This window comes from Aeromonas sp. Marseille-Q7275 (assembly GCF_965119515.1).
In genome coordinates, this window is sequence record NZ_CBCPLW010000023.1 from 33,973 (window position 1) to 59,550 (window position 25,578).

General features: G+C 63.9%; 23 protein-coding genes and 1 pseudogene. 9 read left to right on the forward strand and 15 right to left on the reverse strand.

The annotated features are described in order from the left end of the window. Window positions 1–39: 39 nt before the first annotated feature. Complete coding sequence (locus tag ACWPWQ_RS18225) at window positions 40–1,377, reverse strand: MFS transporter (RefSeq protein ID WP_139437088.1); 1,338 nt, start codon at window positions 1,375–1,377, stop codon at window positions 40–42. A 310-nt stretch (window positions 1,378–1,687) separates the two neighbouring features. Here ACWPWQ_RS18225 and ACWPWQ_RS18230 point away from each other — a divergent pair, with 310 nt between their 5' ends. The 4 genes from ACWPWQ_RS18230 (at window position 1,688) to ACWPWQ_RS18245 (ending at window position 7,025) form a co-directional block, all read left to right on the forward strand. Further along, window positions 1,688–2,947, forward strand: a complete 1,260-nt coding sequence (locus tag ACWPWQ_RS18230; protein WP_454010448.1) for an ABC transporter substrate-binding protein — start codon at window positions 1,688–1,690, stop codon at window positions 2,945–2,947. Then, entirely contained in the window at window positions 2,944–5,358 is a 2,415-nt protein-coding gene (locus tag ACWPWQ_RS18235) for an ATP-binding protein (protein WP_454010449.1), read from the forward strand. The genes ACWPWQ_RS18230 and ACWPWQ_RS18235 overlap by 4 nt, the downstream gene beginning before the upstream one ends. A gap of 5 nt (window positions 5,359–5,363) precedes the next feature. After that, window positions 5,364–6,641 (forward strand): sigma-54-dependent transcriptional regulator, encoded by a 1,278-nt coding sequence (locus tag ACWPWQ_RS18240; RefSeq protein ID WP_202047980.1) that lies wholly within the window; start codon window positions 5,364–5,366, stop codon window positions 6,639–6,641. A 69-nt stretch (window positions 6,642–6,710) separates the two neighbouring features. Further along, window positions 6,711–7,025 (forward strand): hypothetical protein, encoded by a 315-nt coding sequence (locus ACWPWQ_RS18245; protein WP_454010450.1) that lies wholly within the window; start codon window positions 6,711–6,713, stop codon window positions 7,023–7,025. A gap of 60 nt (window positions 7,026–7,085) precedes the next feature. Here ACWPWQ_RS18245 and ACWPWQ_RS18250 read toward each other — a convergent pair whose 3' ends face one another. From ACWPWQ_RS18250 to ACWPWQ_RS18285, 8 genes and pseudogenes are all read right to left on the reverse strand, one after another. Further along, window positions 7,086–7,898: a Cof-type HAD-IIB family hydrolase gene (locus ACWPWQ_RS18250; protein ID WP_139437077.1), complete on the reverse strand. Its 813-nt coding sequence runs from the start codon at window positions 7,896–7,898 to the stop codon at window positions 7,086–7,088. Between the two features lie 188 nt (window positions 7,899–8,086). Continuing rightward, entirely contained in the window at window positions 8,087–9,127 is a 1,041-nt protein-coding gene (locus ACWPWQ_RS18255; RefSeq protein ID WP_139437075.1) for an alpha/beta fold hydrolase, read from the reverse strand. Next, the gene (trmH, locus tag ACWPWQ_RS18260; RefSeq protein WP_139437073.1) at window positions 9,117–9,863 is read right to left on the reverse strand and encodes a tRNA (guanosine(18)-2'-O)-methyltransferase TrmH; all 747 of its coding nucleotides are present in this window, start codon (window positions 9,861–9,863) and stop codon (window positions 9,117–9,119) included. Before trmH ends, ACWPWQ_RS18255 begins: the two co-directional genes overlap by 11 nt. Before the next feature lie 9 nt (window positions 9,864–9,872). Next, window positions 9,873–9,976, reverse strand: a pseudogene (locus ACWPWQ_RS18265) (tRNA (guanosine(18)-2'-O)-methyltransferase TrmH); the annotation flags it as partial. 109 nt (window positions 9,977–10,085) lie between these two features. Then, window positions 10,086–12,203: a bifunctional GTP diphosphokinase/guanosine-3',5'-bis pyrophosphate 3'-pyrophosphohydrolase gene (spoT, locus tag ACWPWQ_RS18270; protein WP_139437071.1), complete on the reverse strand. Its 2,118-nt coding sequence runs from the start codon at window positions 12,201–12,203 to the stop codon at window positions 10,086–10,088. Between the two features lie 131 nt (window positions 12,204–12,334). Then, on the reverse strand, window positions 12,335–12,610 hold the full coding sequence (gene rpoZ, locus ACWPWQ_RS18275; RefSeq protein WP_005307060.1) for a DNA-directed RNA polymerase subunit omega: 276 nt from the start codon (window positions 12,608–12,610) through the stop codon (window positions 12,335–12,337). Window positions 12,611–12,689: 79 nt separating this feature from the next. Further along, a complete protein-coding gene (gmk, locus tag ACWPWQ_RS18280; RefSeq protein WP_139437069.1) occupies window positions 12,690–13,316 on the reverse strand; it encodes a guanylate kinase in 627 nt (208 codons plus the stop codon). A 299-nt stretch (window positions 13,317–13,615) separates the two neighbouring features. Then, window positions 13,616–14,683, reverse strand: coding sequence for a glycosyltransferase family 9 protein (locus ACWPWQ_RS18285; RefSeq protein ID WP_454010462.1), 1,068 nt, complete (start codon window positions 14,681–14,683; stop codon window positions 13,616–13,618). 128 nt (window positions 14,684–14,811) lie between these two features. Between ACWPWQ_RS18285 and ACWPWQ_RS18290 the strand changes: the two genes are divergently transcribed. Both ACWPWQ_RS18290 and ACWPWQ_RS18295 read left to right on the forward strand, forming a co-directional pair. Further along, window positions 14,812–15,525, forward strand: coding sequence for a 3-deoxy-D-manno-octulosonic acid kinase (locus ACWPWQ_RS18290; RefSeq protein WP_342059263.1), 714 nt, complete (start codon window positions 14,812–14,814; stop codon window positions 15,523–15,525). Between the two features lie 411 nt (window positions 15,526–15,936). Continuing rightward, on the forward strand, window positions 15,937–16,800 hold the full coding sequence (locus ACWPWQ_RS18295) for a GGDEF domain-containing protein (RefSeq protein ID WP_319916364.1): 864 nt from the start codon (window positions 15,937–15,939) through the stop codon (window positions 16,798–16,800). Window positions 16,801–16,882: 82 nt separating this feature from the next. On the opposite strand, the gene ACWPWQ_RS18300 is transcribed toward ACWPWQ_RS18295, so the two are convergent. Continuing rightward, window positions 16,883–17,740 carry a carboxylate/amino acid/amine transporter gene (locus tag ACWPWQ_RS18300; protein WP_454010451.1) on the reverse strand — a complete coding sequence of 286 codons (858 nt, stop codon included), beginning with the start codon at window positions 17,738–17,740 and terminating at the stop codon, window positions 16,883–16,885. A gap of 42 nt (window positions 17,741–17,782) precedes the next feature. Here ACWPWQ_RS18300 and ACWPWQ_RS18305 point away from each other — a divergent pair, with 42 nt between their 5' ends. Continuing rightward, complete coding sequence (locus ACWPWQ_RS18305) at window positions 17,783–18,259, forward strand: DUF6314 family protein (RefSeq protein ID WP_454010463.1); 477 nt, start codon at window positions 17,783–17,785, stop codon at window positions 18,257–18,259. Window positions 18,260–18,365: 106 nt separating this feature from the next. Here the strand turns inward: ACWPWQ_RS18305 and ACWPWQ_RS18310 are convergent, their stop codons facing one another. Both ACWPWQ_RS18310 and ACWPWQ_RS18315 read right to left on the reverse strand, forming a co-directional pair. Beyond that, a complete protein-coding gene (locus ACWPWQ_RS18310; protein WP_005326376.1) occupies window positions 18,366–18,527 on the reverse strand; it encodes a hypothetical protein in 162 nt (53 codons plus the stop codon). Then, the gene (locus ACWPWQ_RS18315; RefSeq protein WP_139437058.1) at window positions 18,512–19,411 is read right to left on the reverse strand and encodes a DMT family transporter; all 900 of its coding nucleotides are present in this window, start codon (window positions 19,409–19,411) and stop codon (window positions 18,512–18,514) included. Before ACWPWQ_RS18315 ends, ACWPWQ_RS18310 begins: the two co-directional genes overlap by 16 nt. A 90-nt stretch (window positions 19,412–19,501) precedes the next feature. Between ACWPWQ_RS18315 and ACWPWQ_RS18320 the strand changes: the two genes are divergently transcribed. Further along, window positions 19,502–20,461 carry a LysR family transcriptional regulator gene (locus ACWPWQ_RS18320; RefSeq protein ID WP_202047971.1) on the forward strand — a complete coding sequence of 320 codons (960 nt, stop codon included), beginning with the start codon at window positions 19,502–19,504 and terminating at the stop codon, window positions 20,459–20,461. Here the strand turns inward: ACWPWQ_RS18320 and trpS are convergent. Together trpS and ACWPWQ_RS18330 are read right to left on the reverse strand one after the other, a co-directional pair. Continuing rightward, window positions 20,440–21,453: a tryptophan--tRNA ligase gene (trpS, locus tag ACWPWQ_RS18325; protein ID WP_454010452.1), complete on the reverse strand. Its 1,014-nt coding sequence runs from the start codon at window positions 21,451–21,453 to the stop codon at window positions 20,440–20,442. The genes ACWPWQ_RS18320 and trpS overlap by 22 nt on opposite strands. Window positions 21,454–21,645: 192 nt before the next feature. Beyond that, window positions 21,646–22,080: a universal stress protein gene (locus ACWPWQ_RS18330; protein WP_025325220.1), complete on the reverse strand. Its 435-nt coding sequence runs from the start codon at window positions 22,078–22,080 to the stop codon at window positions 21,646–21,648. A 432-nt stretch (window positions 22,081–22,512) separates the two neighbouring features. Between ACWPWQ_RS18330 and fabV the strand changes: the two genes are divergently transcribed. Beyond that, window positions 22,513–23,700 carry an enoyl-ACP reductase FabV gene (gene fabV / locus ACWPWQ_RS18335; RefSeq protein WP_454010453.1) on the forward strand — a complete coding sequence of 396 codons (1,188 nt, stop codon included), beginning with the start codon at window positions 22,513–22,515 and terminating at the stop codon, window positions 23,698–23,700. Between the two features lie 14 nt (window positions 23,701–23,714). Here fabV and ACWPWQ_RS18340 read toward each other — a convergent pair whose 3' ends face one another. Then, complete coding sequence (locus tag ACWPWQ_RS18340; protein WP_454010464.1) at window positions 23,715–25,490, reverse strand: diguanylate cyclase domain-containing protein; 1,776 nt, start codon at window positions 25,488–25,490, stop codon at window positions 23,715–23,717. Window positions 25,491–25,578 lie beyond the last annotated feature (88 nt).

The following is a 25,578-nucleotide window of genomic DNA, read 5'->3' on the forward strand; positions in this document are numbered from 1 at the left end:
AAAAGGTGGTCAAGCGACCACCTTTTTTGCGAGCCGGCATCAGTAGTTGACGACTTTCTTGGCATTCCACACCGTCATGGCGAGCAGCATGGAGACCACAGAGGCTCCGAGCCAGAAGTACTGGGCACTGCTGAAGTCATAGTGGGTGACTCCGTCGACCACGCTGGTCTCGATCAGGGCGGCGGAGACCAGCTCCTGGCCGGAGGCGGCGATGTAGGAGCACAGACCGATGAAGCCCTTCACCGCCCCCACTGCCGTCTTGGGCATCAGGTCGCAGGCGGTCAGACCGGCCAGGAACACCACCAGACCCCCGATGGAGTAGCCGATCAGGGAGAGGGCGACGGCATCCATCATGCGGCTCTGGGGGCCCCAGAACATCAGGCACATGCCGGCGATGTTGGCCAGGCCGTACAGCAGGGTCGGAATGTGGCGGTTGGCGTTGAACAGCTTGTCTGAGATGACCCCGGCCAGGATGGCGCCGATGAAACCGGCGATGGGGTAGGCGGACATGGCGAAGCCGGCATCGATCAGGCTGTAACCCTTCTGCTCCTGCAGATAGAGCACGGCCCAGGAGCTCATGGCATAGCGGGACATGTACATGCAGGCGCAGGCGGCGGCGATGAGCCAGACCACCGGCTGCTTGAGAATGAACAGCTGGGCGCGGCGGATCTCGGCCGGCTCGACCTTCTTGGCGATCTCGGGCTCTTCGCCGAAGGCGACGGCAGGCTCGGGCAGGGCATAGGTCTGCGGGCGATCCTTCAGGACCAGGTACATCAGGATGGCGGCGATACCGGAGGCGATACCGGCGCCGATGAAGCCGGCCTGCCAGCCGAAGTAGCTGACGACGGTGGCGGTCAGGATCCAGGAGATGCCTTCACCTATGTTGCGCGAACCGCCCCAGATGGAATAGACGGAGCCGCGCTGCTTGGGGGAGAACCACTGGAAGATGGAGACGCAGGAGGGGGCCGAGCCGATGGACTGGAACCAGCCGTTCAGGCCCCACATCAGCACCAGGAAGAAGGTGGCTGTGTTCATGCCCATCAAGATGGTGCAGACCGCGGAGGCGCCCAGGGCGACCGACATGAAGCGGCCTATGTTGGCGTAATCCGACAGGAAGCCGTTGGAGAACTTGCCGACCGCATAGGTGAACAGGAAGGCGGAACCTATCACCCCCAGCTCGTCCAGGGTGACTATGCCGGCATCCAGCAGGGGTTTCTTGACCACGTTAAGGCTCATGCGAACCACGTAGAACATGGCGTAGCCCAGTACCAGACCCAGGAAGACCTGCCACTGATACTTGCGATAGATGGATCTTATCTTGTCCGGCGAGGCGTCCATGACCGGCAGGTCGGCTCGCGTCTTGAAGAAGTTGAACATGTTGTGCTCCGTGAAGGTGGGTAGCGGAAGTGCAGAGAGGCTCTGACTGTCGCCGCCATCTTAGGGAGCCTGTTCGGACCCTTACAAAACGCGCTTTTCGGGTCAGTTGTGACTCAAGGGGCCGCTTTCCTGAGTCAGAAATGGCAGCTTTCGCCTGGCCCGCCCATGCGGGATCAAAGACAATAAGCCTGGAGGAGGAGGGGGAATGAGTCAGATCCGGCCCATGGCCCCGACCGGGTGTTTTTGACCGGATCTCGAATCTTTGATCGTTCGCACACATTCGATGACCACGGGGAGTCAGCCAGCCGTTATGCGTACCCATTGCCGACTGCTATCCATCTTGATGCTGAGCTGTGGCGGACTCGGCAACGGGGCCGGTGCCGCCTCGCTGACGGTGCTTACCTCCTTCTCCGAGAGCCCGGTCAGGGCCATGGTGGCGGGGTTCACCGAGGCCAACCCCGGGGTCAGGGTCGAGGTGATCTACAGGCGCACCTTGCCCGCCCTGCGGCTGCTGACCCAGGCCGACGGGGCCCCGGTGGACGTGGTGCTCTCCTCGTCCCCCACCTTCTTCCACTCGCTGGACAGGGCGGGCCTGCTGACCGAATTGCCGATCAAGAGCCGGGCCCCCGCCTGGTTGAGCCCGCATACCATGGGGCTGGAGGAGAAGGTGGCCGTGGTCGGCTATTCCGGCATCGGCATCATGTACAACAGGCGCTATCTGGAAAAATACCGGCTGCCGGTGCCAACCAGCTGGCAGAGCCTGGCCGACCCCGCCTTCATGGGGCATGTGATGATGAGCTCCCCCTCCCAGTCCGGCACCACGCACATGATGGTGGAGAGCATACTGCAGCAATATGGCTGGCAGCAGGGCTGGGCCATGCTGATGCAGATCGGCGGCAACCTGTCCGCCATCACGGCCCGCAGCTTCGGGGTCAGCGACGGCATCAGTCGCGGGCTGGCGGGGGCTGGCCTGGTGATCGAGAGCTATGCCCGCACCAGCAAGGCCCGCTTCGATTACATCGGCTTCACCCCCTTGCCACAGGCGGCCATATTGCCGACCTACCTGGCGGTGACCCGCAGCAGCCGGCAATCGGCGCTGGCCGGTCACTTCATCGATTACCTGCTCTCCGCCGAGGGTCAGGCCATAGTCGGCACCTCGGAGATGGCCAAGGTGACGCTCACCGAGCCGAAGCTGGCGCAGCAGACCGAGTTCGTGATCGACAAGGCACTGCTCTATGGTCGCGCCAACCTGTTGAAGGCGCTGTTCGATCAGACCATCACCCAGCAGTTGCCCAAGTTGCGGCTCACCTGGCAGGGCCTCGCCGAGGCGGATGCCGGAGGGGATGTCGAGCGGGCCGCCCTGCTGGCCAAGGCGAGGGCCCTGGCCAGCACGCCCCCCCTGAGCGAGGCGGAGGCGCGGGAGCCGGCCACCCTGGCGCTGTTTGATGCCATCTACGAGCAGGACAGGCCCAATCCCCAGGCCGAGCGTCTGCAACATCGGTGGCGCCAGCTCACCCGGGACAATCTGGCGGCCGCCATGGTGCTGGTGGAACAGGCGGCCAAACCGTGAGGCGCTGGCGGCTGCGCTGGCCCGGTACCCTGGGGCGGCGGCTCAGACTCTCCTTCGTGGCCATCCTTGTCCTGGCCCTGGCCATGGGGGGCACGGCCTATGTGATGTGGGACAGGCTGGGCCGCCAGGTGGGGCTGATCGTCGAGGAGAGTCTGCCGGCCATCGATGATGCCTACCGGCTGGAACGGGCCAGCTCCCGCCTGCTGCTGCAACTGGCCCAGCTCAGGGACGCCCCCACCCTGGGGGATTTCCAGCGGCTCTCCCGCCAGGTATCGGTGACCCTGCGGCAGATGCGCCAATCCGCCCTCTCCAGCAGCCCGGACAACCGGGAAACCCCCAGCCAGCGCCAGGCCTTCGCCGAGCTCGGCGAGCGGGTCGAGCGCCACGCCGGCTACCTGCGCCAGCAGCTGGATCATCAGGAGATGCTGAGCCAGATGCGAAAGCGCAGCGCCTGGCTGCACCAGGATCTGGTCGAGGAGGTAGCCCCCCTGCTGCAGGAGGTGGAGTGGCACCTGGCCGGCATGGTGGCGAACCAGGAGCAGCGGGAGACCCTGGCTGAGGTGATCAAGGAGTTCTCCGCCCTGCAGGATCTGACCTTCAAGGAGAACGAGCTGCAGGGCCTGGTGGAGGAGGTGATAGCCCAGCGGTATCAGCAGGATCTGGAGAGCGCCTTCCTGTTTATCGGCTACAAGATCGACGAGATCGACGGCCTGACGGCCCGTCTCGCCGATTACCCCTCGACGGTGAGCTATCGCCAGATCCTCGAAGAGATAGTCACCCTGGTCAAACCCGGCGGCCAGCTGCAACAGCTGCTGGCCGCCGACGTGCGGACCCATCAACGGCTGGAGGCGCTGCGCCCCCAGCTGGATGAATCCGTCTCCCGCTACCATGCCAGGGTGAGCCGGGTGGTGACCGAAGCCAACCAGGCGCTGCGCACCCTGAGCCATGACAGCCATCGCATGGTGGCCACCGGCAAGACGGTGATCCTGGTGGGGCTGAGCCTCTCTGTGCTGATCGGGGGCCTGGTGCTGGTGGTGCTGATCGGGCGGCGGCTGATCCGGCGCCTGGACATCCTGGGTCAGGATCTGGCCAGGGTCGCCGCCGGGCAGCTGGATCAACCGATCCGCACCCTGGGGCGGGACGAGATTGGCCGCCTGGGGGAGAGCCTGCGCAGCTTCTGCGAGCAGTTGCAGCAGATGGAGAAGAGCAATGCCCTCAACCTCATCAACAACACCCAGGCCTCCCTCATCACCTGCCATCAGGACGGGACCATAGAGTCCGTCAACCCGAGTGCCCTGACCCTGTTCCAGCAGAGCGCCATCGCGCCGGAGCAGCCGCTGTGGCAGCTGTTCCCCGGCGAGGGCTGCGCCGTGCTGGCGACCCAGTTCCAGCCCGATCAGCCGTTGCAGCGATTCGGCAGCAGCGAATGCACCCTGGCCGTCGAGCTGGCGGGGCAGATACGCTACCTGCATTTCAACTTCCGCCGCTTCGAGCAGGCCAGACGATCCAAGTTCATCATCACCATCACGGATGTGACCCGCCAGGAGCTGACCGCCCGGGAGCTGGGGCTGCTGGTGGCGGAGCGTACCCGGGAGCTGACCGAGAACAACCGGCGGTTGGCCGAGGAGGTGACCCAGCGGGAGCAGGCCCAGCGCAACCTGCTGCAGACCCAGGATGAGCTGATCCAGGCGGCCAAGATGGCGGTGGTCGGCCAGGCCATGACCAGCCTGGCCCATGAGCTCAACCAGCCGCTGTCGGCCATGATGACCTACCTCTACACCAGCCGGATGGCGCTGGCGAGCGGGGAGAGCCAGCGGCTCGGCCAGGAGCTGGACAAGATAGAGCGACTCGCTCAGCGGATGAACCGCATCATCACGGCGCTGCGCAACTTTGCCCGCAAGTCGCCACAGCTCGACGCCCTCTGCCGGCTGGATCTGCACGAGCTGGCGGAACAGTCCCTGCTGCTGGTGGAGAACCGCGCCAGGCGCGAGGCTTGCCAGCTGCACAACGAGCTGCCCCCCGGGCTCTGGATCCAGGGCGATCCCGGTCTGGTGGAGCAGGTGCTGGTCAACCTGCTGGTGAACGGCCTCGATGCCATCGCCGGGCGGGAGTCGCGCCAGCTGCGGCTGATACTGCTCGAGCGGGGAAGTGCGCGGGTGCGCATCGCCCTGTGTGACAGCGGCCCCGGTTTCGCCGAGGCCATATTGCCCAGTCTGTTTACCCCCTTCACCAGCTCCAAGGAGGTGGGGCTGGGACTGGGGCTGACCATCTGCCGCTCCCTGCTGGCGCGCTGCGCCGGTGAAATAGGACTGGCCTCTGCCCTGGAGGGCGGTGCCATGGTGGTGCTGGAGTTTACCGTCGACCCATCGGCGCTGCCGATGACGTCTGCCTATGATGACGCGCGGGAGTGAGAACCATGCTGTTGACCCGTAGTCGCCCCACCGATGTGCTGCTGGTGGATGATGACGAAGATGTACTGGAATCCTATTGCCATCTGCTGAACCTGTCGGGCTACAGGCCCAGGGGGCTCGCCGATCCTGAGCAGGCACTGGCCCTGCTCGACGACCAGTGGCCCGGCGTGCTGGTGTCAGACATCTACATGCCGGCGATGAATGGCCTGGATCTGCTGGCCCAGGTGCAGCAGATAGATGCCGAGATCCCGGTGATCCTGATCACCGGGCATGGGGACATCCCCCTGGCGGTCAGGGCGGTCAAGCAGGGGGCCTTCGATTTTCTGGAGAAGCCGCTGCACCCCGAGGCCCTGCTGGATCTGCTGACGCGCGCCATGGCGCACAGGCGGGAGGTACTGGCCAGGCGCGGCGAGATCCAGACGGCCGTGGAGCATCAGCTGATCGGCACCAGCCCCCAGATCGTCGCCCTGCGTCATCAGCTCAACCAGCTGGCCCAGACCGACAAGGATCTCATGCTGGAGGGGGAGCCTGGCACCGGCCGCCATACCCTGGCCGAGTTGCTGCACCGCATAGGCGCCCGCAAGGAGCAGAGGCTGCAGCTGCACGACTGCGCCGCGGCCCCCGAGCTTGCAGCCTTGAAAGAGAGCCTGGCGTTCAGCCGTGGCGGCACCCTGGTGCTGAATGCGCCCGCCAGGCTGACGCCTGAGTGCCAGCGCTGGCTGGGGGGCCATCTACTAGAGCAGGAGCGCAAGGGGGACAAGGAGCAACGCACCCTAGCCCTGTTTGACGAGGCGCCAGAGCAACTGGTGGAGAGCCACCAGCTGATGCCGGAGCTCTATTACTACCTCTCCCAGGTGCGGCTCAAGCTGCCCCGGCTGGCGGAGCGCAGCTGCGACATCATCCCGCTGTTTCGCGCCTTCCTCCATCAGGGTTGCAAGCGCATCGGCCGGCCCGCCCCCCAGGTTGATCGCGCCTACCTGGAGACGCTCAAGCGCCATCAGTGGCCGGGCAACATCCGGGAGCTGCGCAACGTGGCCGAGCTCTATGCGGTGGGCATCATCAAGCTGGCGGGGGTCGAGCGTGCCATCCCGGCCGCCAGCGCCAGGGAGCCCCTCGACGACCTGGTGGAGGAGTACGAGAAGCGAGTGATAGAGGACACCCTGTTCCTCTTCTCCGGGCGGGTGAGCGAGGCCGCCAGCTACCTCGGCATCCCGCGCAAGAAGCTCTACCTGCGCATGAAGAAGCACAATCTCGAGAAGGAGCAGTTCAAGCCTCGCGGCTGAGGTGCGGGGTTTCCCAATGGGACGACCCTGGCCGATACTGAGGCTGTCTGGATGACGGGAGAGAACATCATGAGATGCCCACACTGCATGAGCCAGGGAGTCGAGAAGGTAGAGGATGAACGGGTCGGTCGGGCCTGTGCCCTGGGTTGTGGCGCGGCGGGGGGCTATGCCTGTGCGGCGACCTTTGCCAAGTTCGGGGCCGGGCTGGGGGCCACGCTGGGTGGCGTGGGGATACCCATAGGCGCCATCGCGGGTGCCCTGAGCGGCGCCCTGGTCGGCGGTGCAACCGGTGGTGGGGTCGGGCTATGGCTGGGTCGCACCCTGGATCGGCAGATCTCCCGGCAGTACTGGTGCAAGGAGTGCAACCACAGTTTCAAGCGATGAGGCGCTCGCGCGCCTATAGTGCCATGGCGATCCCGGGGGAGATCGCCATGAAGGCGGAGATCAGGCCGCGCCTGTCTGATCGATGGCGAACAACTGCTCCAGATAGACGGCGACGCCATCCTCATCCGAACTCAGGGTTCTGTCGTGTTCGCTCAGGGCCAGCTTGAGGCGATCATGGGCGTTGCCCATCACCACACCCCGGCCCACCATGCTCAGCATCTCGAAGTCGTTCATGCCATCACCGAAGGCGACCGCCTGGGACATCTCAAGCCCATGCTGTTCCAGCACGGCGCGCACGGCATTGCCCTTGTGTACCCCGGCGTGCATCACCTCGAGGCAATCCGGCAGGGAGAAGGTGACGTTGATCCGATCACCATAACGCTGGTTGAGCTCTGCCTCTATCTGCAGCAGTTTTTCGTGTTCGCCGATGTAGAAGACCTTGTTGATCTTGTCCAGCGGGTGGCTGGCGAGATCGGTCAGGCGATAGCTGAAGCCGGAGTCGTGATGGAACTGCAGCAGCCAGGGCATCTCCTCTTCCACCAGCCACTCGTCGCCGTAGTAGACGTTGATGTGGATGGAGGGGTCGCGCTCCAGCGCGATCAGCTCGGCTGCCACCGTGCTCGGCAGAGCCTGGTTGAAGACGAGGGTATCCTGCTTGTCGTGCACCACGGCGCCGTTGGAGGTGATGAGGTAGATATCCAGCCCCAGGGCATCGCGGATGCTGCGCACATCCACATGGTGACGGCCGGTGGCCACCACGAACTTGATCCCCTGATCCACCAGACGGTGCAGGGTATCCCGGGTGCGGGAGGAGATCTGGTGCTGCCCGTTGAGCAGGGTACCATCGAGATCGGACACAACTACCTTGAACATCATTACCTCGGCATCAGTGGAACGCCGGGGCAGTGTACCCCAGCGTCCGGTGTGACCCCATTTATTTAGGGATCCAAAAAATAACCAGCCCCCGGGTCTGTTGCCGTGCCGGAGCAGACTGCGCCTGGGTGGCAAGTGACGCCATGCAGGACGCTGGCTACTCCCCCGGCACGTCACGCAACCGGCCACTAGAAGCGGGCGAAGAAGTCCAGGGTTGCGGTCAGGGCAGGCAGGCGCTGGGCATCGGCCTCGATGAACAGCTCGTGCCAGGCCCCCTCGATCCGCAGCGGCTTGCCCCCTTCACATTGGAGCCGGGCACAGAAGCTGTCCTGGGCCTGGTTATCGACAATGCCGTCTTCCCCGGCCTGGATCAGCAGCAGTGGCGTCTTGATCCTGTCTGCCTCCGCGATGGCGGCATCCCCGGCCTTGATGCCCTCGCGGATCCAGTGGGCCGTCACCCCGCCCAGCTTGATCTGCGGATGCTGCTCATAGAGCTGGCGGAATGCCTGGTAGCGGGGCTCGCTGTGGCTCAGGCCGTTGTCGGCAAATTCATGGGAGACATAGCCGGTCTGGCCCGGACCATAGGGGGGCTCGCCCCACCAGCTGCCGACCGTATCCATGGTGGCCGCCAGCCCCTGGGCCAGCCACTTGGGCAGGCCGCCGAGGTTGATGCCCATCATGGGGGAGGAGAGCACGGCTGCCTCGACATCATCCGGCCAGCGCTCCAGATAGCGGGCCGAGATGGCGCCGCCCATGGAGTGGGCCAGCAGGAACAGCTTGGCGGGTTTGTCCGCCAGTATGACCTCGTCATGGAACTGCTTCAGATCCAGCACATAGTCGTCAAAGTTGGCGACATAGCCCTTCTCCTTGTCGGCCAGCAGGCGATCCGACAGCCCCTGGCCGCGGTGATCGATGAGGTAGAGGCTGTAGCCCTGACGCCACAGATCCCAGGCCAGCTCCTGATACTTGAGGTAGCTCTCGACCCGGCCGTTGACCAGGAGTATGGCTCTGTCCACCTTGGCCTGGCGCAGGGCGGCATAGCGGATGGTCACCCCGTCCTTGCCCTTGAAGGCGCTCTCGACGGCGTGCTGGCGCCAGAAGTCGGGCAGGGTCTGTTGATGGAGGGCGGGGACTTCGGCTTCCGTGGTCAGCTGATAGGGATTGGTCACGGCAAGGGCTCCGGCAGAAAACAGGGTCAGGGCCAGCAGGGGCAGAGCGTTAAATTTCATCGGTTGGATACTCCATATCCAGGGGATCGTCCTGTTGTGCGGCCCAGCCCTTGCGGGTCAGCTGCATCCGTTGCCACCAGGCTTCGTCCGCCAGGATCTCGCCGGCCGGGCCGAGCTGGGGATAGGGCATCTCTTTCTCTTTGCAGAGCTGGGCATAGATGGGGTAGCCCCCCTCGAACAGTATGCTGTTCTGCTCCTCCAGGTCGAGCGGGCAGCCGCGCTGATAGCAGCCGGCCAGCTCGCGCTGGCGCTGGGCTTCGTACAGTATGGCGGCGGCGGCCACCGAGACGTTGAGGGACTGCACCATGCCCACCATGGGAATGACGATATGGTGATCGGCCAGGGCCAGCGCCTCTTCGCCGATGCCGTGCTTCTCCTGGCCCACCAGGATGGCGGTCGGTTTGGTGTAGTCGATGGCGCGAAAGTCCACCGAGCTCTCCGAGAGGTGGGTCGCCAGGATCTGCATGCCGGAGGCTTTCAGCTCGGCCACGGCACTGCCGATATCCGGGTGCAGCTTGACGTCGACCCAGTTCTGGCTGCCACGGGCGGTGCCCTTGCGCTTGTGGATCCAGGTCTTGGGCCAGACGGCGTGGACCCGGTGAATGCCGATGGCATCGGCGGTGCGCACTATGGCGGCCAGATTGTGAGGCTTGTGGACCTCTTCCATGCAGACAGTGAGATCGAGCTGGCGCTGAGCCAGCATGTCGGAGATCCGTTTAAAGCGTTCAGGTGTCATGTCAGTTTCTATCGAGTGAGGCTTGTGGACGTCTTTCCAGGCATACAGACAGTGAGATCGAGCTGGCGCTGGGCCAGCATGTCGGAGATCCGTTTAAAGCGTTCAGGTGTCATGTCGGTTTCTGTCGAGTGAGGCTTGTGCATGCAACAAGGCAGGTGGGCTGCTGCATGGGGCCATGAGTGTCTCTTGAAAAGCAGCAGGCGGCTCGCGCCGCCTGTGTGATCAGTTCTTCTGTCGGCTCACCCTGAGCACGTTGGGCATCACCCGGATCTTGCGCATGATGTTGGCAAGGTGGATGCGGCCCTTGGTGGTGATGAGCAGGGTGACCAGATAGACCCGGCCATCCTTCTCTTCTGTGCTGATGGCGTGGATGTTGGCGCCAGTGGCGGCAATCACGTTGGCCAGCTCCGCCAGGGCACCCTGGTGGTTGACGATCTCGATGCTGATGCCGGTGCGGAACTCCTGTTCCTGCTCCTTGTCCACCTCCCACTGCACCGGCAGGTACTTGTCCGGCTCGCGGCTGTAGCCCTTGATGTTGCGGCAGGACTCCTGGTGAATGACCAGTCCCTTGCCCGGGCTGATGTGGGCGATGATGGCATCCCCCGGGATCGGGCGACAGCAGTTCGCGAAGGTGACCAGCATGCCGTCGGCCCCCTTGATGGGCATCTTCTTGCTGCTGGACTTCGGCTGCTCTTCCGGCGGCAACTCGTCACCCAGCATGCGGCGCGCCACCATGACGCTCATGGCATTGCCAAGGCCCACATCGGCCAGCAGCCCCTGCAGGTTCTCGTGCTTGGTGTCGGCCAGCACCTGCTTGATGCGCGGCTCGGGGATGTCTTCGATGTTCTTGGCACCGAGGGCATGGTTGAGCAGGCGGCGACCCAGCACCACAGACTCTTCGGTGCGCAGGTTCTTGAGGAACTGGCGGATCTTGGAGCGTGCCTTGGTGGTCACCACGAAGTTGAGCCAGGCCGCGTTCGGGCGGGCGCCCGGCGCCGTGATGATCTCCACCGTCTGGCCCGAGTGCAGCGGACTGCTCAGGGGGTAGGGGTGGCGGTCGACCCGGGAGCCGACGCAGGCGTGGCCGATGTCGGTGTGCACCGTGTAGGCGAAGTCCACCGGGGTGGCGCCGGCGGGCAGCTCCATGATGCGGCCCTCCGGGGTGAAGACGTAGATCTCGTCCGGGAAGAGGTCGGTCTTGACCCCCTCGATGAATTCAAAGGAGCTGCCGGCGCTCTGCTGCAGCTCCAGCAGGCTCTGCATCCAGCGCTGGGCGCGGATCTGGGCCGTGGTGCCCGAGCTGTCGCCATCCTGCTTGTAGGCCCAGTGGGCGGCGACCCCCTTGTCGGCCATCTGATCCATGAACTCGGTGCGGATCTGCACCTCCACCGGCACCCCGTGCGGCCCCACCAGTGAGGTGTGCAGGGACTGGTAGCCGTTGGTCTTGGGAATGGCGATGTAGTCCTTGAAGCGGCCGGGACGGGGCTTGTAGAGGCTGTGCATCTGACCAAGCACCCGGTAGCAGGTGTCTATGTCCTTCACCCTGACGCGGAAGGCGTAGATATCCATCACCTCATGGAACTGCAGCTCTTTCTTCTCCATCTTGTTGTAGATGGAGAACAGGTTTTTCTCGCGACCGCTGACCTGGGCATCTATGCCGGCCTCGCGCAGGCGGCCCTCAATCTCGCTCTCGATGGAGTCGATGATCTCGCGGCGATTGCCGCGGGCGCGGCGCACCGATTCTCGCAGCACCCGCGAGCGCATGGGGTAGAGCGCCTCGAAGCCCAGCTCTTCCAGCTCGTTCTTCATGGTGTGAATGCCGAGGCGGTTGGCGATGGGGGCGAAGATCTCGAGGGTTTCCCGGGCGATGCGGCGACGCTTGTCAGGCCGCAATGAGCCCAGGGTGCGCATGTTGTGGGTGCGGTCGGCGAGCTTGATCAGGATGACCCGGATGTCCTGGGTCATGGCCATCATCATCTTGCGGAAGTTTTCGGCCTGGGCTTCCTTGCGATCGCGGAACTTCAGCTTGTCGAGTTTGGAGACGCCGGATACCAGCTCGGCGACGGCGTTGCCGAACAGTTCGGCGAGATCGTCCTTGGTGACCGGGGTATCTTCGATGACGTCGTGCAGCACGGCGGCCATCAGAGTTTCGTGATCGAGTCGCATGTCGCCGAGAATGCGGGCAACGGCAACCGGGTGGGTGATATAGGGCTCGCCGCTGGAACGCATCTGTCCCTGGTGAGCGTCACGGGCCACCACATAGGCTTGCCTGAGCTTCTCAACCTGCTCTGGAGGCAGGTAGGAACTGGCTATTTCTTTAAGGTTTTCAAATAAATACAAGACAGTCCCCGCAGCGGTGAAACGACAATCCGTGGAATTGAGGGTATGCCCTCGAGTTTGCGAGGTTTTCGAGCGGTTGTAAATGGGAAGAACAGTCGGCGCCCGGGCGGGCGCCGACCATGAGGAGTAACTTAACCGCGGCCTTCGGCGATGGCAGCAACGGCAGCCAGCTCGGCGGCTTCCTGCTCTTGCTGCTCGTAGCGGTCCTGGGTATCCATCACCTGGTTGTTGACCAGACCCAGTTCGATCTCGCGCAGGGCGATCACGGTCGGCTTGTCGTTCTCTTCGTCGACCAGGGGATCTTTGCCTTGTACCGCGATTTGACGGGCGCGGCGTGCGGCGACCAGCACCAGGTCAAAACGGTTACCTACCTGTTTTACAGCATCTTCTACAGTAACGCGTGCCATGCAGGACTCCAGTGTTTGGGCTTTCTGTGTTTGAAAAAGCAGTGTTTAAAAATGACGCAAAAGTTTACTTGTTTTTGGCCTATTCTGCCAGTAGCTGTTGCAGCAAGTTTTGTTGGGCCTGCTGCTGCTGGCGCAATTCCAGCCGCTGGCACTCTATGATGGCCCTGAGCTGGAACAGCGCCTGCTCAAAGTCTTCATTGATAATGACATAGTCATACTCGTCGTAGTGCACCATTTCGGCAATGGCTTTCGCCATCCGGCCGGCGATCACTTCGCTGCTGTCCTGGCCGCGGCCGATCAGGCGGCGCTCCAGCTCTTCCCGGCTGGGCGGCAGGATGAAGATGGACTTGGTCGGCATCTGCTCGCGGATCTGGCGGGCGCCCTGCCAGTCGATGTCGAGGAAGACGTCGATGCCTTGGGCCAGACAGGCCTCGATGGCGGCGCGGGAGGTGCCGTAGTAGTTGCCGAACACCTCTGCCCACTCCAGAAAATCACCGCGCTCGATCAGCGCCTTGAACTCTTCCACCTGCACGAAGTGGTAGTGCACCCCGTGCTCTTCGCCGGGGCGAGTGGCGCGGGTGGTGTGGGAGACGGAGAGCTGCATCTTGCCGGCATCGTTGTGCTGGGTCAGCAAGGCATTGAGCAGGCTGGACTTACCGGCCCCGCTCGGGGAGGAGATGATATAGAGAGTGCCTTGTTGCGCCATGTCTGTACCTTTAAGCGATGACCCGTGTTTTGGTTGTAGCAGAGGCTGCCGTCATGTGCCCGAAAGGGAGACAGTCGCTCGCAAAACGCGGAAGAATCAGAGTCAGGAGGTTGTAAAGGCGGCGAATGTTAGCAGATGGGGCCGGATAAAAAAACGGCCGGAATCATATTCCAGCCGATCAAAGTATTCGTTGCTTGCTGCGGGAGCGTTACCCACATCGGCCGCTATTCTGCCCCCGGCACCCGGCTCGGGCCATCAGATTATCCCTGCCTCAGGGCTCGGAATTTCCGAGTTGCCCCTCAGCCCGTCAGCTGGCGCTCGGCACAGAGCCGATCGAAGGCAGTGATGACCCGTTCGCTGGTGATCTTGCGCATGGCGTCCGGATCCTTGAGGCGGGTACGCCAGTCGAGCGCCGCCAGCGGCTTGCCGGTCTCCTGCTCGATCAACTCCCGATAGACGCTGACCGCGTGTTCGCGGCACAGATAGGGGCCGGTGCGATCCGGGTTGTGATGGGCGTAGAGGCCGATCACCGGCGTGCCCGCCAGGGTCGCCATGTGGGTGGGGCCGGTATCGGGGGCCAGCACCAGGCTGGCTTCCTTGATGAGTGCCAGCAGTTGCTTGAGGTTGGTCTGCCCCACCAGATCCACCGGCTTGCTCTGGCTCAGGCGCTGGATGTCGGCGGCCAGATCCCGCTCCAGCCTGGCCGGCCCGCCGCAGAGATAGACCTGAAACCCCTTGCTGGCGGCGTGATCCGCCAGGGCGGCATAGCCTTCGGCGGTCCAGTTTTTGAACGCCTTGCTGGCGGCGGCGCAGATGAGCAGGGTCGGCTTGCCGTCTATCTTCTCCCGGGCCCAGGCCTGATGCTCGGCGCTGATGGGCAGTTGCCAGTCCGGGGTTAGATCCCGGATGCCGAGCTCCCTGGCGAAGGCGAGAAAGCCATCCAGCACATGGGGGGAGGCGGGAGAAGGCACTTGATGGTTGGTGAACAGCCACTGACCGTCGTTGGCCCGCGCCTTGTCGAAACCGAGCCTGATCTTGGCCCTGATGCCCAGGGTGGCGATGCTGGCCCGCAGAGCCGCCTGCAGGTGCAGCAGGGCATCGAATTTGCGCCCCTTGAGGGTGCGCCAGAGATCACGGTAGCCACGCCAGCCCTTGCTCTTGTCGAAGGGGATCACCTCCACCCCGGGCAGATCGGCAAACAGGGTCGCCTCAATCTTGCCGGTTACCCAGGTGATGCGAGTCTCTGGCCAGGTCCGCTGGATGACGCGCACCAGCGCCAGCGCATGGCAGCAATCCCCGATGGCGGAGAGCCGCAGGATGCAGATAGAGGAGGGCGGCGTTTGGAACAGCGGCATGATGTGGCGCAATGGTGGCAAAATGGATGGATGGCATTATGCAAACTCCCTTGTGGATTGTAAAATTGCGCCAGCTGCCCGACCGGCACAGTCCCCATGACGGGATGCATTGCGCCCCACTATCGACCGGAATACTCATGATGCTGACACAGACCGCCCACAACCAGATCTGCTGGTATGCCGAAGGCGCCTTCCGCGACCCTTCCCCCGCGTTGTTCGATCCGGCCTGGTGGCAGACCCATCGGCAGGTGGTGGGCTCCGCCATAGGCCGCGGAGTGACCTGGTTCGTGAAGGATGAGTCGCGCCACCTGGTGCTGCGCCACTATTATCGCGGCGGCATGGTGGGCAAGCTGGTACGGGATCGCTTCTGGTTCGAAGGGGTCGAATCGAGCCGCGCCATGGCCGAATACCGTCTGCTGGCCCAGCTGAGCGAGCAGGGGTTGCCGGTGCCACGGCCGTTCGCGGCCCGCATGGTCAAGCAGGGGCCCTTCTATCGCGCCGACATCCTGATCGAGCGCATCCGTGGCGCCAAGGATCTGGTGGCCCTGCTCAAGCAGGGGGCGCTCCCCGACGAGGTGTGGCACAAGGTGGGTCAGACGGTGCGCCGGCTGCACGAGGCCGGGGTCTGTCACGCCGACCTCAACAGCCACAACCTGCTGCTCGACAAGGAGGGCAAGGTGTGGGTGATCGATTTTGACAAGGGGGCTATCCGCTCCCCCGGCAGCTGGCAGCAGGCCAATCTGGAGCGGTTGCTGCGCTCCTTCAACAAGGAGTCGCAGCTGCACACCAGTTTCCACTTCGTGCCGGAAAACTGGCAGGCGCTGATGGCGGGCTATCAAGGCAAGACGGGCTGAGCTCGGCCTCCACTTCGTGTCTGGAGGTTGGCAGGTGCTGATGGCGGGCTATCAGGGCAAGACGGGTTGAGTTCGGCCTCCGCTTCGTGTCTGGAAGTTGGCAGGCGCTGATGGCGGGCTATCAGGGCAAGACGGGCTGAGTTCGGCCTCCACTTCGTGTCTGGGGGTTGGCAGGCGCTGATGGCGGGCTATCAGGACAAGACGGGCTGAGTTCGGCCTCCACTTCGTGTCTGGGGGTTGGCAGGCCCTGATGGCGGGCTATCAAGGCAAGACGGGCTGAGGGAGCGGCTGGTGCGGATAAAAGGGCACCAGGGAAAAGCGAGTTGACGCTGTTGCTCGGCGCAATCGCCAATGTTACTTATTGAGTGTTGCTGTCTGGGCAGACAGTCAGATCCGGTTTCGAGGCGCGTGATGGAAAGGTATGAGACTCCCGGGGTTGAGGTCATTACCCCGCTTGAGGTGACGCTGAAGGCAGAAGCCATGGCGATGCTGGAGGCCGGGATCTGGACCTGGTCGGTCGAACAGGGCCTGAGGCGCGATCCCTCCTGCCTGCAACTGCTGGGGCTGGTGGGGAACGAGCTGGATGATCTCGGCTGGCTGGCCCGGGTGCACCCGGATGACGGGCCCCGCCTGGGGGAGGCCATCGATGCCTGTCGGGAGGGGCGCAGCAGCGGGTTGCGGCTCGAGTACCGCATCCTGCACCATCAGGGCCACTACATCCGGCTGGAAGAGCGGGTGCGCCGCGACGAACGGGGCCAGCTGCTGGGGGTGGTGCGCCATCTGGACGCGGTCATGCCCCAGCTGGACGATCGCCACGACACCGATCCTCTCACCGGGCTCGAGAGCCGCAGTCACTTCGAGTCGCTGCTGGACGAGCGGCTGACCAGCGAGAGCGGCAGCTTCTGCCTGCTGCAGTTCACCGTGGATCACCGCAGCAAGATATTGCAGCTGTTTGGCGAGGCCGCCTGCGACGCCATGCTGGCCAAGCTGGCCCGCATAGTGCGCCGCGAATTGCGGCGGGAAGATCCCTTCGCCCGCTGGGACGAGGACGGTTTCATCCTGATGCTCTCCCAGACAGATCGGCTGAGCGGCCTCGAGATTGCCGAACGGCTGCGTCTCGAGATCGCCGATGCTAGCCTGTTGCCCGAGCGGCCGGTGACCGTCAGCATAGGCCTGGTGCAGAGCCAGAGCGCCGAGCAGCTCGATCACCTGCTGGCCCGGCTGGCCTCCTGCCACGGCCAGGCCAGGCGGGAACGCAACACAGTGGTTGGCTGATTTTTAGTCAGCGCTCACTCACCCGCCGATGCCTGTGGGTCAAAGGAGGCCTGCACCCTCAGGCCTGGTGATCGGCGGTTCGTCACTCCGCGCTGCGCGCCGGCTGACGCTGGCAGACCCAGAGGGAGGCCAGCATCAGCAGGGCGCCTAGGCTGAGCCTGAACAGATCCGTATCCTTGCCCCAGAGCACCAGATTGACCAGCAGACCGGCGGGGATCAGGGCGTTGTTCATGATGGCCAGCACGCCGCTGCTCACCAGGGTGGCTCCCTTGTTCCACAGGAAGTAGCCGAGCCCGGATGCCCCCACCCCCAGCCAGAGCAGTATGCCCCACTGCAATCCACTCGTCGGGTATTGCGGTTGGCCCAGCAGCCACCAGGCGGGCAGGGCGATCACCAGGGCCCCCAGATAGAAGCAGCCAAACACCGCCAGCTGGGGCGGTTGCTGCGCCTCTCGCGCCAGCAGCACCTTGTAGCCCACCTGGCCCAGGGCGAAGCAGAGGTTGGCTCCCTGCACCACCAGGAATCCCATCACATAGCTCTCGGTCAGGCCGTCGAAGCGGATGACGGCCGCCCCCAGCACCGCCAGCAGCGCCCCCCACAGGTAGGTCGGCTTGAAGCGCCCCTCCAGCAGATCGTGGATCAGGGTGACGTAGATGGGGGTGAAGATGGTGAACACCAGCACTTCCGGCACCGTCAGCAGCAGGAAGGAGTGGTAATAGAACAGATACATGATGCCGAGCTGGATGGCGCCGAGCGCCATCAGCTTGGCCACCAGATCGGGGCGCAGCCAGCGGCGGCGCAGGAAGGGCAGGAACACCAGGCTGGCGAGGACGATGCGGGTCAACACCGAGAAGTAGGCGTCCACCTGGCCGGCGAGGTAGACCCCGATCAGGCTGAAGGAGAAGGACCAGAGCAGGGTAACCCCTATCAAGTAGTTCATGTGATTGAATTGTCGTCAGTTGTCAATTTGGAGGGCGCTATGATGGCCGAGTTGGAAAGCGCGATCCAGCGTTTATGGGGGCAGTTGCCACAGATCGGTGTGTTTGCCTTCGAGGCGAGCAACGGGGCGGGCTCCGCGACCGACTGGAACGGCCGTGGCGAGGGGGAGGTGCGGGTGACCGATCATCAGGGGGGCTGGCTGTTTACGGAGCAGGGGCGCTACACCACGCCCCATGGGCGGGTGCTCACCATGCACAACCGCTTCTGGTGGCAGCGTGGCGAGCGGGGGATCCGCCTCTCCCACCTGCGCCACCAGGCGCCGGTGCTGCTGTTCGAGCTGCTGCCCCAGGGAGACGGGCGCTGGCTCACCGCCGAGGCGCACCTGTGCGGCCAGGATCACTACAGCGCGGAACTGACGCCGACCGAGGACGGCTTTCTGCTCGCCTGGCAGATCACGGGGCCGCGCAAGAACGAGCGGCTCAGCTACCGCTACTGCTCGGAGGGCGGGAAACCGGCATAAAAAAACCGGCGCAGAGCACCGGTAGCGGGGACAAATCGGAGGTTTTTTTTAAAACGGTCCCAAAAACAGGAGAGATACACTCTCGTCACACATTCAGAGATGGCATTCAGGCATTCAGGGCATAGCTCAGCATGGCCTGCAGCTTGCTGTCGAAGAACCAGGGCAGGGTCAGCATCAGCAGGCCGAGCAGTCCGGCCAGCCGGTGGCGATATTGCCAGCCGGCTATCAGCACCAGACCGCCGCAGAGTGTGGTCAGGATGCCTGACATAGGCTGGCCTCCCGACGGGCACGACGCTGCTGTGCCCACTGGTTCAGGGCGACCGAGCCCAGGATCAGCGCCAGTGCCACGGCCGTGGTGGAGTGCACCTGCTCGCCGAGGAAGAGGGCACCCAGCATGACGCCGAACAGCGGCACCAGGTAGTTGCTGAAGGAGGCGAAGGTCGGGCCCGCCTTCTGGATCAGCGCCATATAGAGGAAGTAGACCAGACCGGTACAGAAGACACCCAGCACGGTCACGGCACCGATGGCCTGCTGGCTCGGCAGGGTGAGGGCGCTCAGATCGGTGACGAAGGGCGCGGCCAGCAGCAGCTGGATGGCTGACGAGATCAGTATGTTGCGGGCCACCACCACGGGGTGGTCCTTGGCGAAGCGCTTGATCATCAGCAGGCCGATGGCGAAGCAGCTGGCGCCGAACAGTATGGCCATGGCACCGAGCAGACCGGCGTTCATGCCGTTGGCCAGTTTTGGCCAGAACAGCACCAGCACGCCGACGAAGCCGATGACCACGGAGAGCAGACCGCCCTTGGTGATTCTTTCACCAGAAATAAACAGGGGCGCAGCCAGAATGGTCACAAAGGGAATACAACCCATGACCACGGCGGCGATGGCGCTGTCCACATACTGCTGACCCCAGGCCACCATGATGAAGGGGATGGTGGCATCGAGCAGGGCGATCAGCATATAGGTACGCCAGGGGGTGTGCTCGCTCTTGAGGCGCATGAACAGGCAGAGCAGACCCAGGGTCAGGCTGCCGCACAGGGCGCGACCGGCCGCCACCATGATGGGGGGCAGTTCGGTCACGGCCTGATGCATGAAAATGAACTGGGAGCCCCACAACAGGCCAATCGCCAGCAATAACAGATAGCTACGCATGTTAATCTCCGTGTAATTCGCCCGCGCATTCTATGCAATCTGCTACTATGCCAAAAATGAATTGTCGTCATTCAACTATGGCCAATATCGATGGAACTCCCCCTTTCCCGCCTCGACCTCAACCTGCTCAATGTGTTCGACATGCTGATGCAGGAGCGCAACGTCACCCGTGCAGCGGAACGGCTCCACCTCTCCCAGTCCACCGTCAGCCACGCCCTGGGGCGCTTGCGCCAGGCGCTGGACGACCCCCTGTTTGTCATGAGCCGGCGGGAGATGATGCCCACCGAGCGCGCCAAGGCGCTGGCCGGGCCTGTGCGCCAGGCGCTGGCCATGCTGGAGCAGGGCCTGCGCCAGGCCAAGGGATTCGAGCCCGCCAGCGCCCAGCGGGTGTTTCGCATCGCCACTCCGGGCTCGGTGGAGCACGGCCTGGTGCCGACCCTGGTGGAGCGCATGGTCCAGCAGGCGCCCCATTGCCGGCTGGAGGTGTGCGAGCTGGCGGACAGCGACTACGAGCGGGAGCTGGAGAAGGGGGAGCTGGATCTGGTGATCGGCTTTGCGGGCGCCAACCACCTCTCGCCCCGCTTGTGGCGCGAGGAGTGGTTCAGCAATCCCCTGGTCTGCCTGTCACCCCTTGGCAGCGCGCTGCCCGATGAGCTGGGGCCGGACGAGCTGGTGAGCCGCCCCCACATCCACACCTCCAGCTGGGGGCACAGCCAGGCCATGGTGGATCTCTGGCTGGCCCGCTTCGGGGTGGCGCGGGAGCTGGGGGTGCGGTTGCCGAGCTTCATGGCGGTGCCGCAGCTGATGGCGACCGGCCGCTATCTGGTGGTGGTGCCCGAGATGATAGGGCGTCACTTCTGCCGCTACTACCCGCTGCGGCTGCATCAGCTGGAGCCCGCCATTCCCATCGTCTACCTGATGGCGGGCCACCCGCTCAGCGCCCACGACGAGGCGATCGGCTGGTTCAAGGGGCTGCTGCACCGGCTCGCCTTCGAGCGTTACGGTGCCGACGCGCTGGGGGCGCCGACTCAGCGCAGCCCGGCGAAGTAGTCCAGTCCCATGGCGTTCTTGACCTCTGCCAGCACCTCGTCAGTGAGGGCGCGGGCCTGCAAGGTGCCCTGCTGCAACAGGCGCAGCAGCTTCTCCTTGTCGGCGATGGCCGCCTGACGTCGCTCCCGCATGGGGGCGAGCAGGGTCTGCAGGCAGTCGTTCAGCACCTGCTTGCAGCGCATGTCTCCCAGCCCGCCGCGCTGGTAGTGGGCCTTCATCTCGGCCACCAGCGCCTTGTCCGGGTGGAAGGCATCCAGATAGGCGAACACAGTATTCCCTTCGACCTGGCCCGGATCGTTCACCCTAAGGTGGTTGGGGTCGGTATACATGGCAAACACCGCCTGCTTGATCTCTTCCGCCGACATGCCGAGCTCTATGGTGTTGCCGAGGGACTTGGACATCTTGGCCTTGCCGTCGATGCCGGGCAGGCGGCCGGTGTCGCTCAGGATGGGCTGACATTCGGTCAGCACCTCTTTTCCTACCAGGGCGTTGAAGCGGCGCACTATCTCGTTGGTCTGCTCCAGCATGGGCAGCTGATCCTCGCCCACCGGCACATGGGTGGCGCGAAAGGCGGTGATGTCGGCGGCTTGGCTGACGGGATAGACCAGAAAACCGGCAGGCAGGCTGCGCTCGAACCCTTTCTGCTGGATCTCCGCCTTGACGGTGGGGTTGCGCTCCAGCCGGGCGACGCTGACCAGGTTGAGGTAATAGGTGGTGAGCTCGGCGAGGGCGGGCAGGGCGCTCTGCAGGCAGAAGGTGGTCTTGGCCGGATCCAGGCCGGCGGCCAGGTAGTCGGCCATCACCTCCAGCACGTGATCTGTCACCTTGGCCGGGTTGTGGCCGTTGTCGGTCAGCGCCTGCAGATCGGCGATCATCACGAACTGGCGGTAATGGTGCTGGGCCTCGACGCGCTGGCGCAGGGATCCGACGTAGTGGCCTATGTGCAGTTTGCCGGTGGGGCGATCGCCGGTCAGGATAACGGGGTTGTGCATGTCACTCTCTCCAGTGGGGGTGGGCCGGGAGGCGACAAAGGGATGAAAACAATGACCGCCTCTCGGCGGTCACGGTGTTTTCTTTGGGAAAAATCACATAGAAAAGCAGTGCCGCCTGTTTATAAGCAGCACCACCAGTAGTTGTGATTGACGATGGTCATGTTCATGGCAAATCAAGCTACGCCTGTTTGATCACTTCTGCAAGGGCACGACCAGCAGATCGCAGGGCACCGTATTCATCAGCTGGCGGGCGCTGGAGGTGAGCAGGCTCCAGAAGCTCTGGCGGTGGCCGCATACCAGCAGATCTATCTGGTAATCCTTGACCGCCTGATTGACCCGCTCGCTCAGATCGCCGCAGATCACCAGCTTCTTCTCTATGGGGTAGTCCACCGAGGCGAGGAAGGCCTCCAGCTTCTCTTTCGCTTCGGCGATCACCTGATCCTGCACGTTGTCGATGTCGATATCGATCATCTCGGTGTAGAGATCCTTGAGGTCCACGTCCACATGGATCACCGACAGTTTGGCGCCATTGGAACGGGCCCGGTCGACCGCCTTGTCGATCACCTTGCGGTTGTCTTCCGACAGGTCGATCGCCGCCAGTATGTGCTTGTAATAGGTTCCACTCATGGGAATTCTCCTCACTGATCCTGGGTTCACTATACCAATGTCCGCTGAAACTAAAACGGCGATGTCACCACAGTTTCAGGATTTGCATGGCAAGCCCGTACTCCCTGGTTGCCATTGCGGATAAAGGATCGCACATATTTTGAACAGGAGTTTGAAGCCGATCACAGCCGTTCTATTGCCCCGACTGAGTGAGGGGAATAGGATGTGCCCGTGCTTCGCAATGAACACAACACAACAAAAAGCATCTGAATACCGCTTTGGGGAGCCTTGTGCTCCCTCTTGTTTTTCTGCCCCCTTTTCTTGCCCCTATGCCACCCGACATCAAGGTAATCCACGGCTTCTTGGTTATGCTCTAGCCAATTCCCGTGGCGATGCCGCCGACGCTCGCTGCGGCCGCTCCCCGTATTCCATCGATCCCTTGGAGATTCATTCATGATCATTCATCCCCAGATCCAGGGCTGTGTGGCCCGCAACTGCCATCCCATCGGCTGCCGCGCCGCCGTGCAGCAGCAGATCGCCAGCGTCAAGCGGGCGGGCCCCTTCAACGGGCCGAAACGGGTGCTGGTGCTGGGGGCATCCTCCGGCTTCGGGCTGGCGTCGCGCATCGCGCTGACCTTCGGCGCCGGCGCCGATACCCTGGGCATCTCGTTCGAGCGCGGGCCCTCCGACAAGGGGCTCGGCAGCGCGGGCTGGTACAACAACATCTGGTTTCGCCAGGCGGCGGAGCAGGAGGGGCGCATCGCCATCAACCTGATCGGCGATGCCTTCTCGGACGCCCTGCGCCAGCAGGCCATCGACGCCATCCGTCAGCAGCTGGGGCAGGTGGATCTGGTGGTCTACTCCTTGGCGAGCGGCCTTCGGGTGCTGCCGGATGGTCGCCAGGTGCGCTCGGTGCTCAAGACCACGGGCCAGCCCTTCAGCGGCTGGGGGCTGGATCTGGAGCAGGACGCCCTGGTGCAGCAATCCCTGGCACCCGCGACCCCGGAGGAGATCCGCGATACCGTCACCGTGATGGGGGGCGAAGACTGGCAGCTCTGGCTGCAGGCGTTGCAGCAGGCCGATTGTCTGGCTCCAGGGGGGCAGACCGTCGCCTACTCCTACATTGGCCCTGAATCCACCTATCCCCTCTATCGGGACGGCACCATCGGCTACGCCAAGGAGCACCTGCACGCCACCGCAGAGACCATCAACCTGCAGCTGGCCGAGCTCGGCGGTCACGCCTGGGTGTCGGTGTGCAAGGCGCTGGTGACCAAGGCGAGCGCCTATATTCCCGTGCTGCCTGTCTACCTCGGCCTGCTGATGGGGGTGATGAAGGAGCGGGGCGTGCACGAGGGCTGCATCGAGCAGATGCAGCGGCTGTTTGCCGCCAAGATGTACGGGCCCCATGGGGTGGTGGCCGACGGCAACCGCCTGATCCGGATGGATGACCACGAGCTGGATCCGGCGGTGCAGGCCGCCGTCTCGGCGCTCTGGTCCAAGGTGACACCGGACAGCTTCCACGCCCTGGGGGACTTCGCCGGGCTGCGCCAGGACTTCATGCAGCTCAACGGCTTCGAGCTGCCCGGCGTGGACTATGGGGCGCCGGTGGATGTCGCCTCCCTGACCGAGCTGCTGCCCTGAGTCAGGTGCCTGTGTCAGGCGACGTTGCAGGCAGGCTGGTTGGGGGCGGGAGCCAGTATGGTCTGGTTGCGCCCCTGACGCTTGGCCTGGTACATGGCCATGTCGGCCCTGTGGATCAGCTGGCTGAGGCTGTCATCGTCCGGTGAGCGCTCCGCCACCCCTATGCTGATGGTCATGTGGGGGGCGGCCAGGTAGGCGATCCGGTTTCTCAGCTGTTCGGCCAGCCGCCAGCAGGTGGCGCCGTCCTGCGTCATGGCCACCAGAAACTCCTCCCCTCCCCAGCGCCCGACCTGTTGCAAGTCCGGCGCCCAGCTCTTCAGCTCCCGGGCCAGTTGCCGTATGGCCTGGTCACCTGTCTGGTGGCCGTGCCTGTCGTTGATCTGCTTGAAATGGTCGATGTCGATGATGAGCAGGGTCAGTGGCGCATCCAGCTGCCACTGCTGCTCCAGCTGCTCCAGCAGGGCGCGCCGGTTCGGCAGCCCGGTCAGCTGATCGAAGGTGGCGAGCTTGTAGAGGTGGCGCGAGCTGCGGTGCAGCCTGTGGGTGGTGAGTCCGAGCAGGATCAGGGCGCCGATCAGCAGGACGACCAGCATCAGCTGGTAGTAGCGGGCACTCTGCTGATACAGCAGTTGCTGGCGCTTGTTCTCGTTCTCCTGCTGCAACGCCAGATTGCTGGCCTCGCTGCGGGCCAGATCCATCTCGACCTGGAAGGCGGCGGCATGCTGGCTCAGGGTCTGGTTGAAGTGCTGCCTGTAGTGCTGCATGTAGCGGGTCATGACACCATAGGCCTCGGGGTAGCGTCCCAGGTCTGCCAGCAGCCTGGCCTGCATCGCCTTGCCCTCTATGCTGACCGGGCCTGGCTGATTCGTCAGCAGTTGCAAGGCCAGCTGGGTCTCCCCCCGTCCCTGCAGGGTTCTGGCCCGGATCTCGGTCAGCCGGGAGGCGGCCTGGGGATAACCCAGCCCCTCATAGATGGCCTGCGCTTCCTCCAGGCTCTGCCAAGCGGAGTGCCAGTCTCGCTGCGCATTGAACACCATGGCCCTGTAGCCGAGGACGATGGCGCGATAGTGGGGCGAGAGCCCGGGGGTGGCCAGCAGGGCCTCGAGCAGCTCGCTCGCCCGATCGGGGCGCCCCATGTCGATGTAGAGTCGTGCCATGTTGGCCTGGATGATGGCCTGACTGTTGGGTTCGTTCAGTCGCACCATCTGCCCGAGGGCATCCTGATAGTAGCTCTCGGCCTCCCGGTGGAGGCTGAGATCGGCATAGAGGTTGCCAAGGGTCATCATCAGGCGGGCACACTGCAGGGTGGAGAGGGCGCTTCTTGGCCCTTTCTGCTTGAGCTGGAAGGCGGTCTTGAGCTCGGCGATCGCCTCCTTCATCTGCTGGGTACGGTAGAGGGCGAGGCCATTGAGGGCATGCCACTCGGACTCCTGCTGGAGATGGCCCAGGATGGCCGGCCTGAGCTGGGTCAGCAGCTGGAGGGCTTGCTCGGGGGCCTCGGTATCCAGGGTCAGGGCAATCTGCTGCAATCTGAAGTCGAGCAGGCGCCGGCTCTCCTGCTGGGCACTGGCCAGCCCGCGGGCGCGGGCGTTGTCCAGCAGGGCCTGCTGGTAGCGTCCCAGGGCGGCCTGGGCAAGGGCTCTGGCATGGAACAGCTCCATGTCCTGCTGCGGGCTGGCGTCGAGGCGCTGCAGATAGCCGACGGGATCCCGCGCCGCCTGCAATTCAGCCTCTTCCAGCAAGGAGGGAGTGGCCTGCAACTGGGTTATCCAGAGCAGCGCCAGTGCCATAATGAATCTCATTGAATCCTTTCCCCGACCACTGGCGCCATCATAATGGCTGACGCTACCTACACCATGTTTCTTTGCTTCTCTATAA

Coding starts and splice junctions, on each gene's coding strand:
- fabV (WP_454010453.1), top strand. CDS start 22,513: ATGATCATTCATCCCCAGATCCAGGGCTGTGTGGCCCGCAACTGCCAT.
- ACWPWQ_RS18295 (WP_319916364.1), top strand. CDS start 15,937: ATGGAAAGGTATGAGACTCCCGGGGTTGAGGTCATTACCCCGCTTGAG.
- trmH (WP_139437073.1), bottom strand. CDS start 9,863: ATGACACCTGAACGCTTTAAACGGATCTCCGACATGCTGGCTCAGCGC.
- trpS (WP_454010452.1), bottom strand. CDS start 21,453: ATGCACAACCCCGTTATCCTGACCGGCGATCGCCCCACCGGCAAACTG.
- ACWPWQ_RS18230 (WP_454010448.1), top strand. CDS start 1,688: ATGCGTACCCATTGCCGACTGCTATCCATCTTGATGCTGAGCTGTGGC.
- ACWPWQ_RS18330 (WP_025325220.1), bottom strand. CDS start 22,080: ATGAGTGGAACCTATTACAAGCACATACTGGCGGCGATCGACCTGTCG.
- ACWPWQ_RS18245 (WP_454010450.1), top strand. CDS start 6,711: ATGAGATGCCCACACTGCATGAGCCAGGGAGTCGAGAAGGTAGAGGAT.
- ACWPWQ_RS18340 (WP_454010464.1), bottom strand. CDS start 25,490: ATGGCACTGGCGCTGCTCTGGATAACCCAGTTGCAGGCCACTCCCTCC.
- ACWPWQ_RS18225 (WP_139437088.1), bottom strand. CDS start 1,377: ATGTTCAACTTCTTCAAGACGCGAGCCGACCTGCCGGTCATGGACGCC.
- ACWPWQ_RS18255 (WP_139437075.1), bottom strand. CDS start 9,127: ATGAAATTTAACGCTCTGCCCCTGCTGGCCCTGACCCTGTTTTCTGCC.
- ACWPWQ_RS18320 (WP_202047971.1), top strand. CDS start 19,502: ATGGAACTCCCCCTTTCCCGCCTCGACCTCAACCTGCTCAATGTGTTC.
- ACWPWQ_RS18240 (WP_202047980.1), top strand. CDS start 5,364: ATGCTGTTGACCCGTAGTCGCCCCACCGATGTGCTGCTGGTGGATGAT.
- rpoZ (WP_005307060.1), bottom strand. CDS start 12,610: ATGGCACGCGTTACTGTAGAAGATGCTGTAAAACAGGTAGGTAACCGT.
- gmk (WP_139437069.1), bottom strand. CDS start 13,316: ATGGCGCAACAAGGCACTCTCTATATCATCTCCTCCCCGAGCGGGGCC.
- ACWPWQ_RS18315 (WP_139437058.1), bottom strand. CDS start 19,411: ATGCGTAGCTATCTGTTATTGCTGGCGATTGGCCTGTTGTGGGGCTCC.
- ACWPWQ_RS18310 (WP_005326376.1), bottom strand. CDS start 18,527: ATGTCAGGCATCCTGACCACACTCTGCGGCGGTCTGGTGCTGATAGCC.
- ACWPWQ_RS18305 (WP_454010463.1), top strand. CDS start 17,783: ATGGCCGAGTTGGAAAGCGCGATCCAGCGTTTATGGGGGCAGTTGCCA.
- ACWPWQ_RS18300 (WP_454010451.1), bottom strand. CDS start 17,740: ATGAACTACTTGATAGGGGTTACCCTGCTCTGGTCCTTCTCCTTCAGC.
- ACWPWQ_RS18290 (WP_342059263.1), top strand. CDS start 14,812: ATGCTGACACAGACCGCCCACAACCAGATCTGCTGGTATGCCGAAGGC.
- ACWPWQ_RS18250 (WP_139437077.1), bottom strand. CDS start 7,898: ATGTTCAAGGTAGTTGTGTCCGATCTCGATGGTACCCTGCTCAACGGG.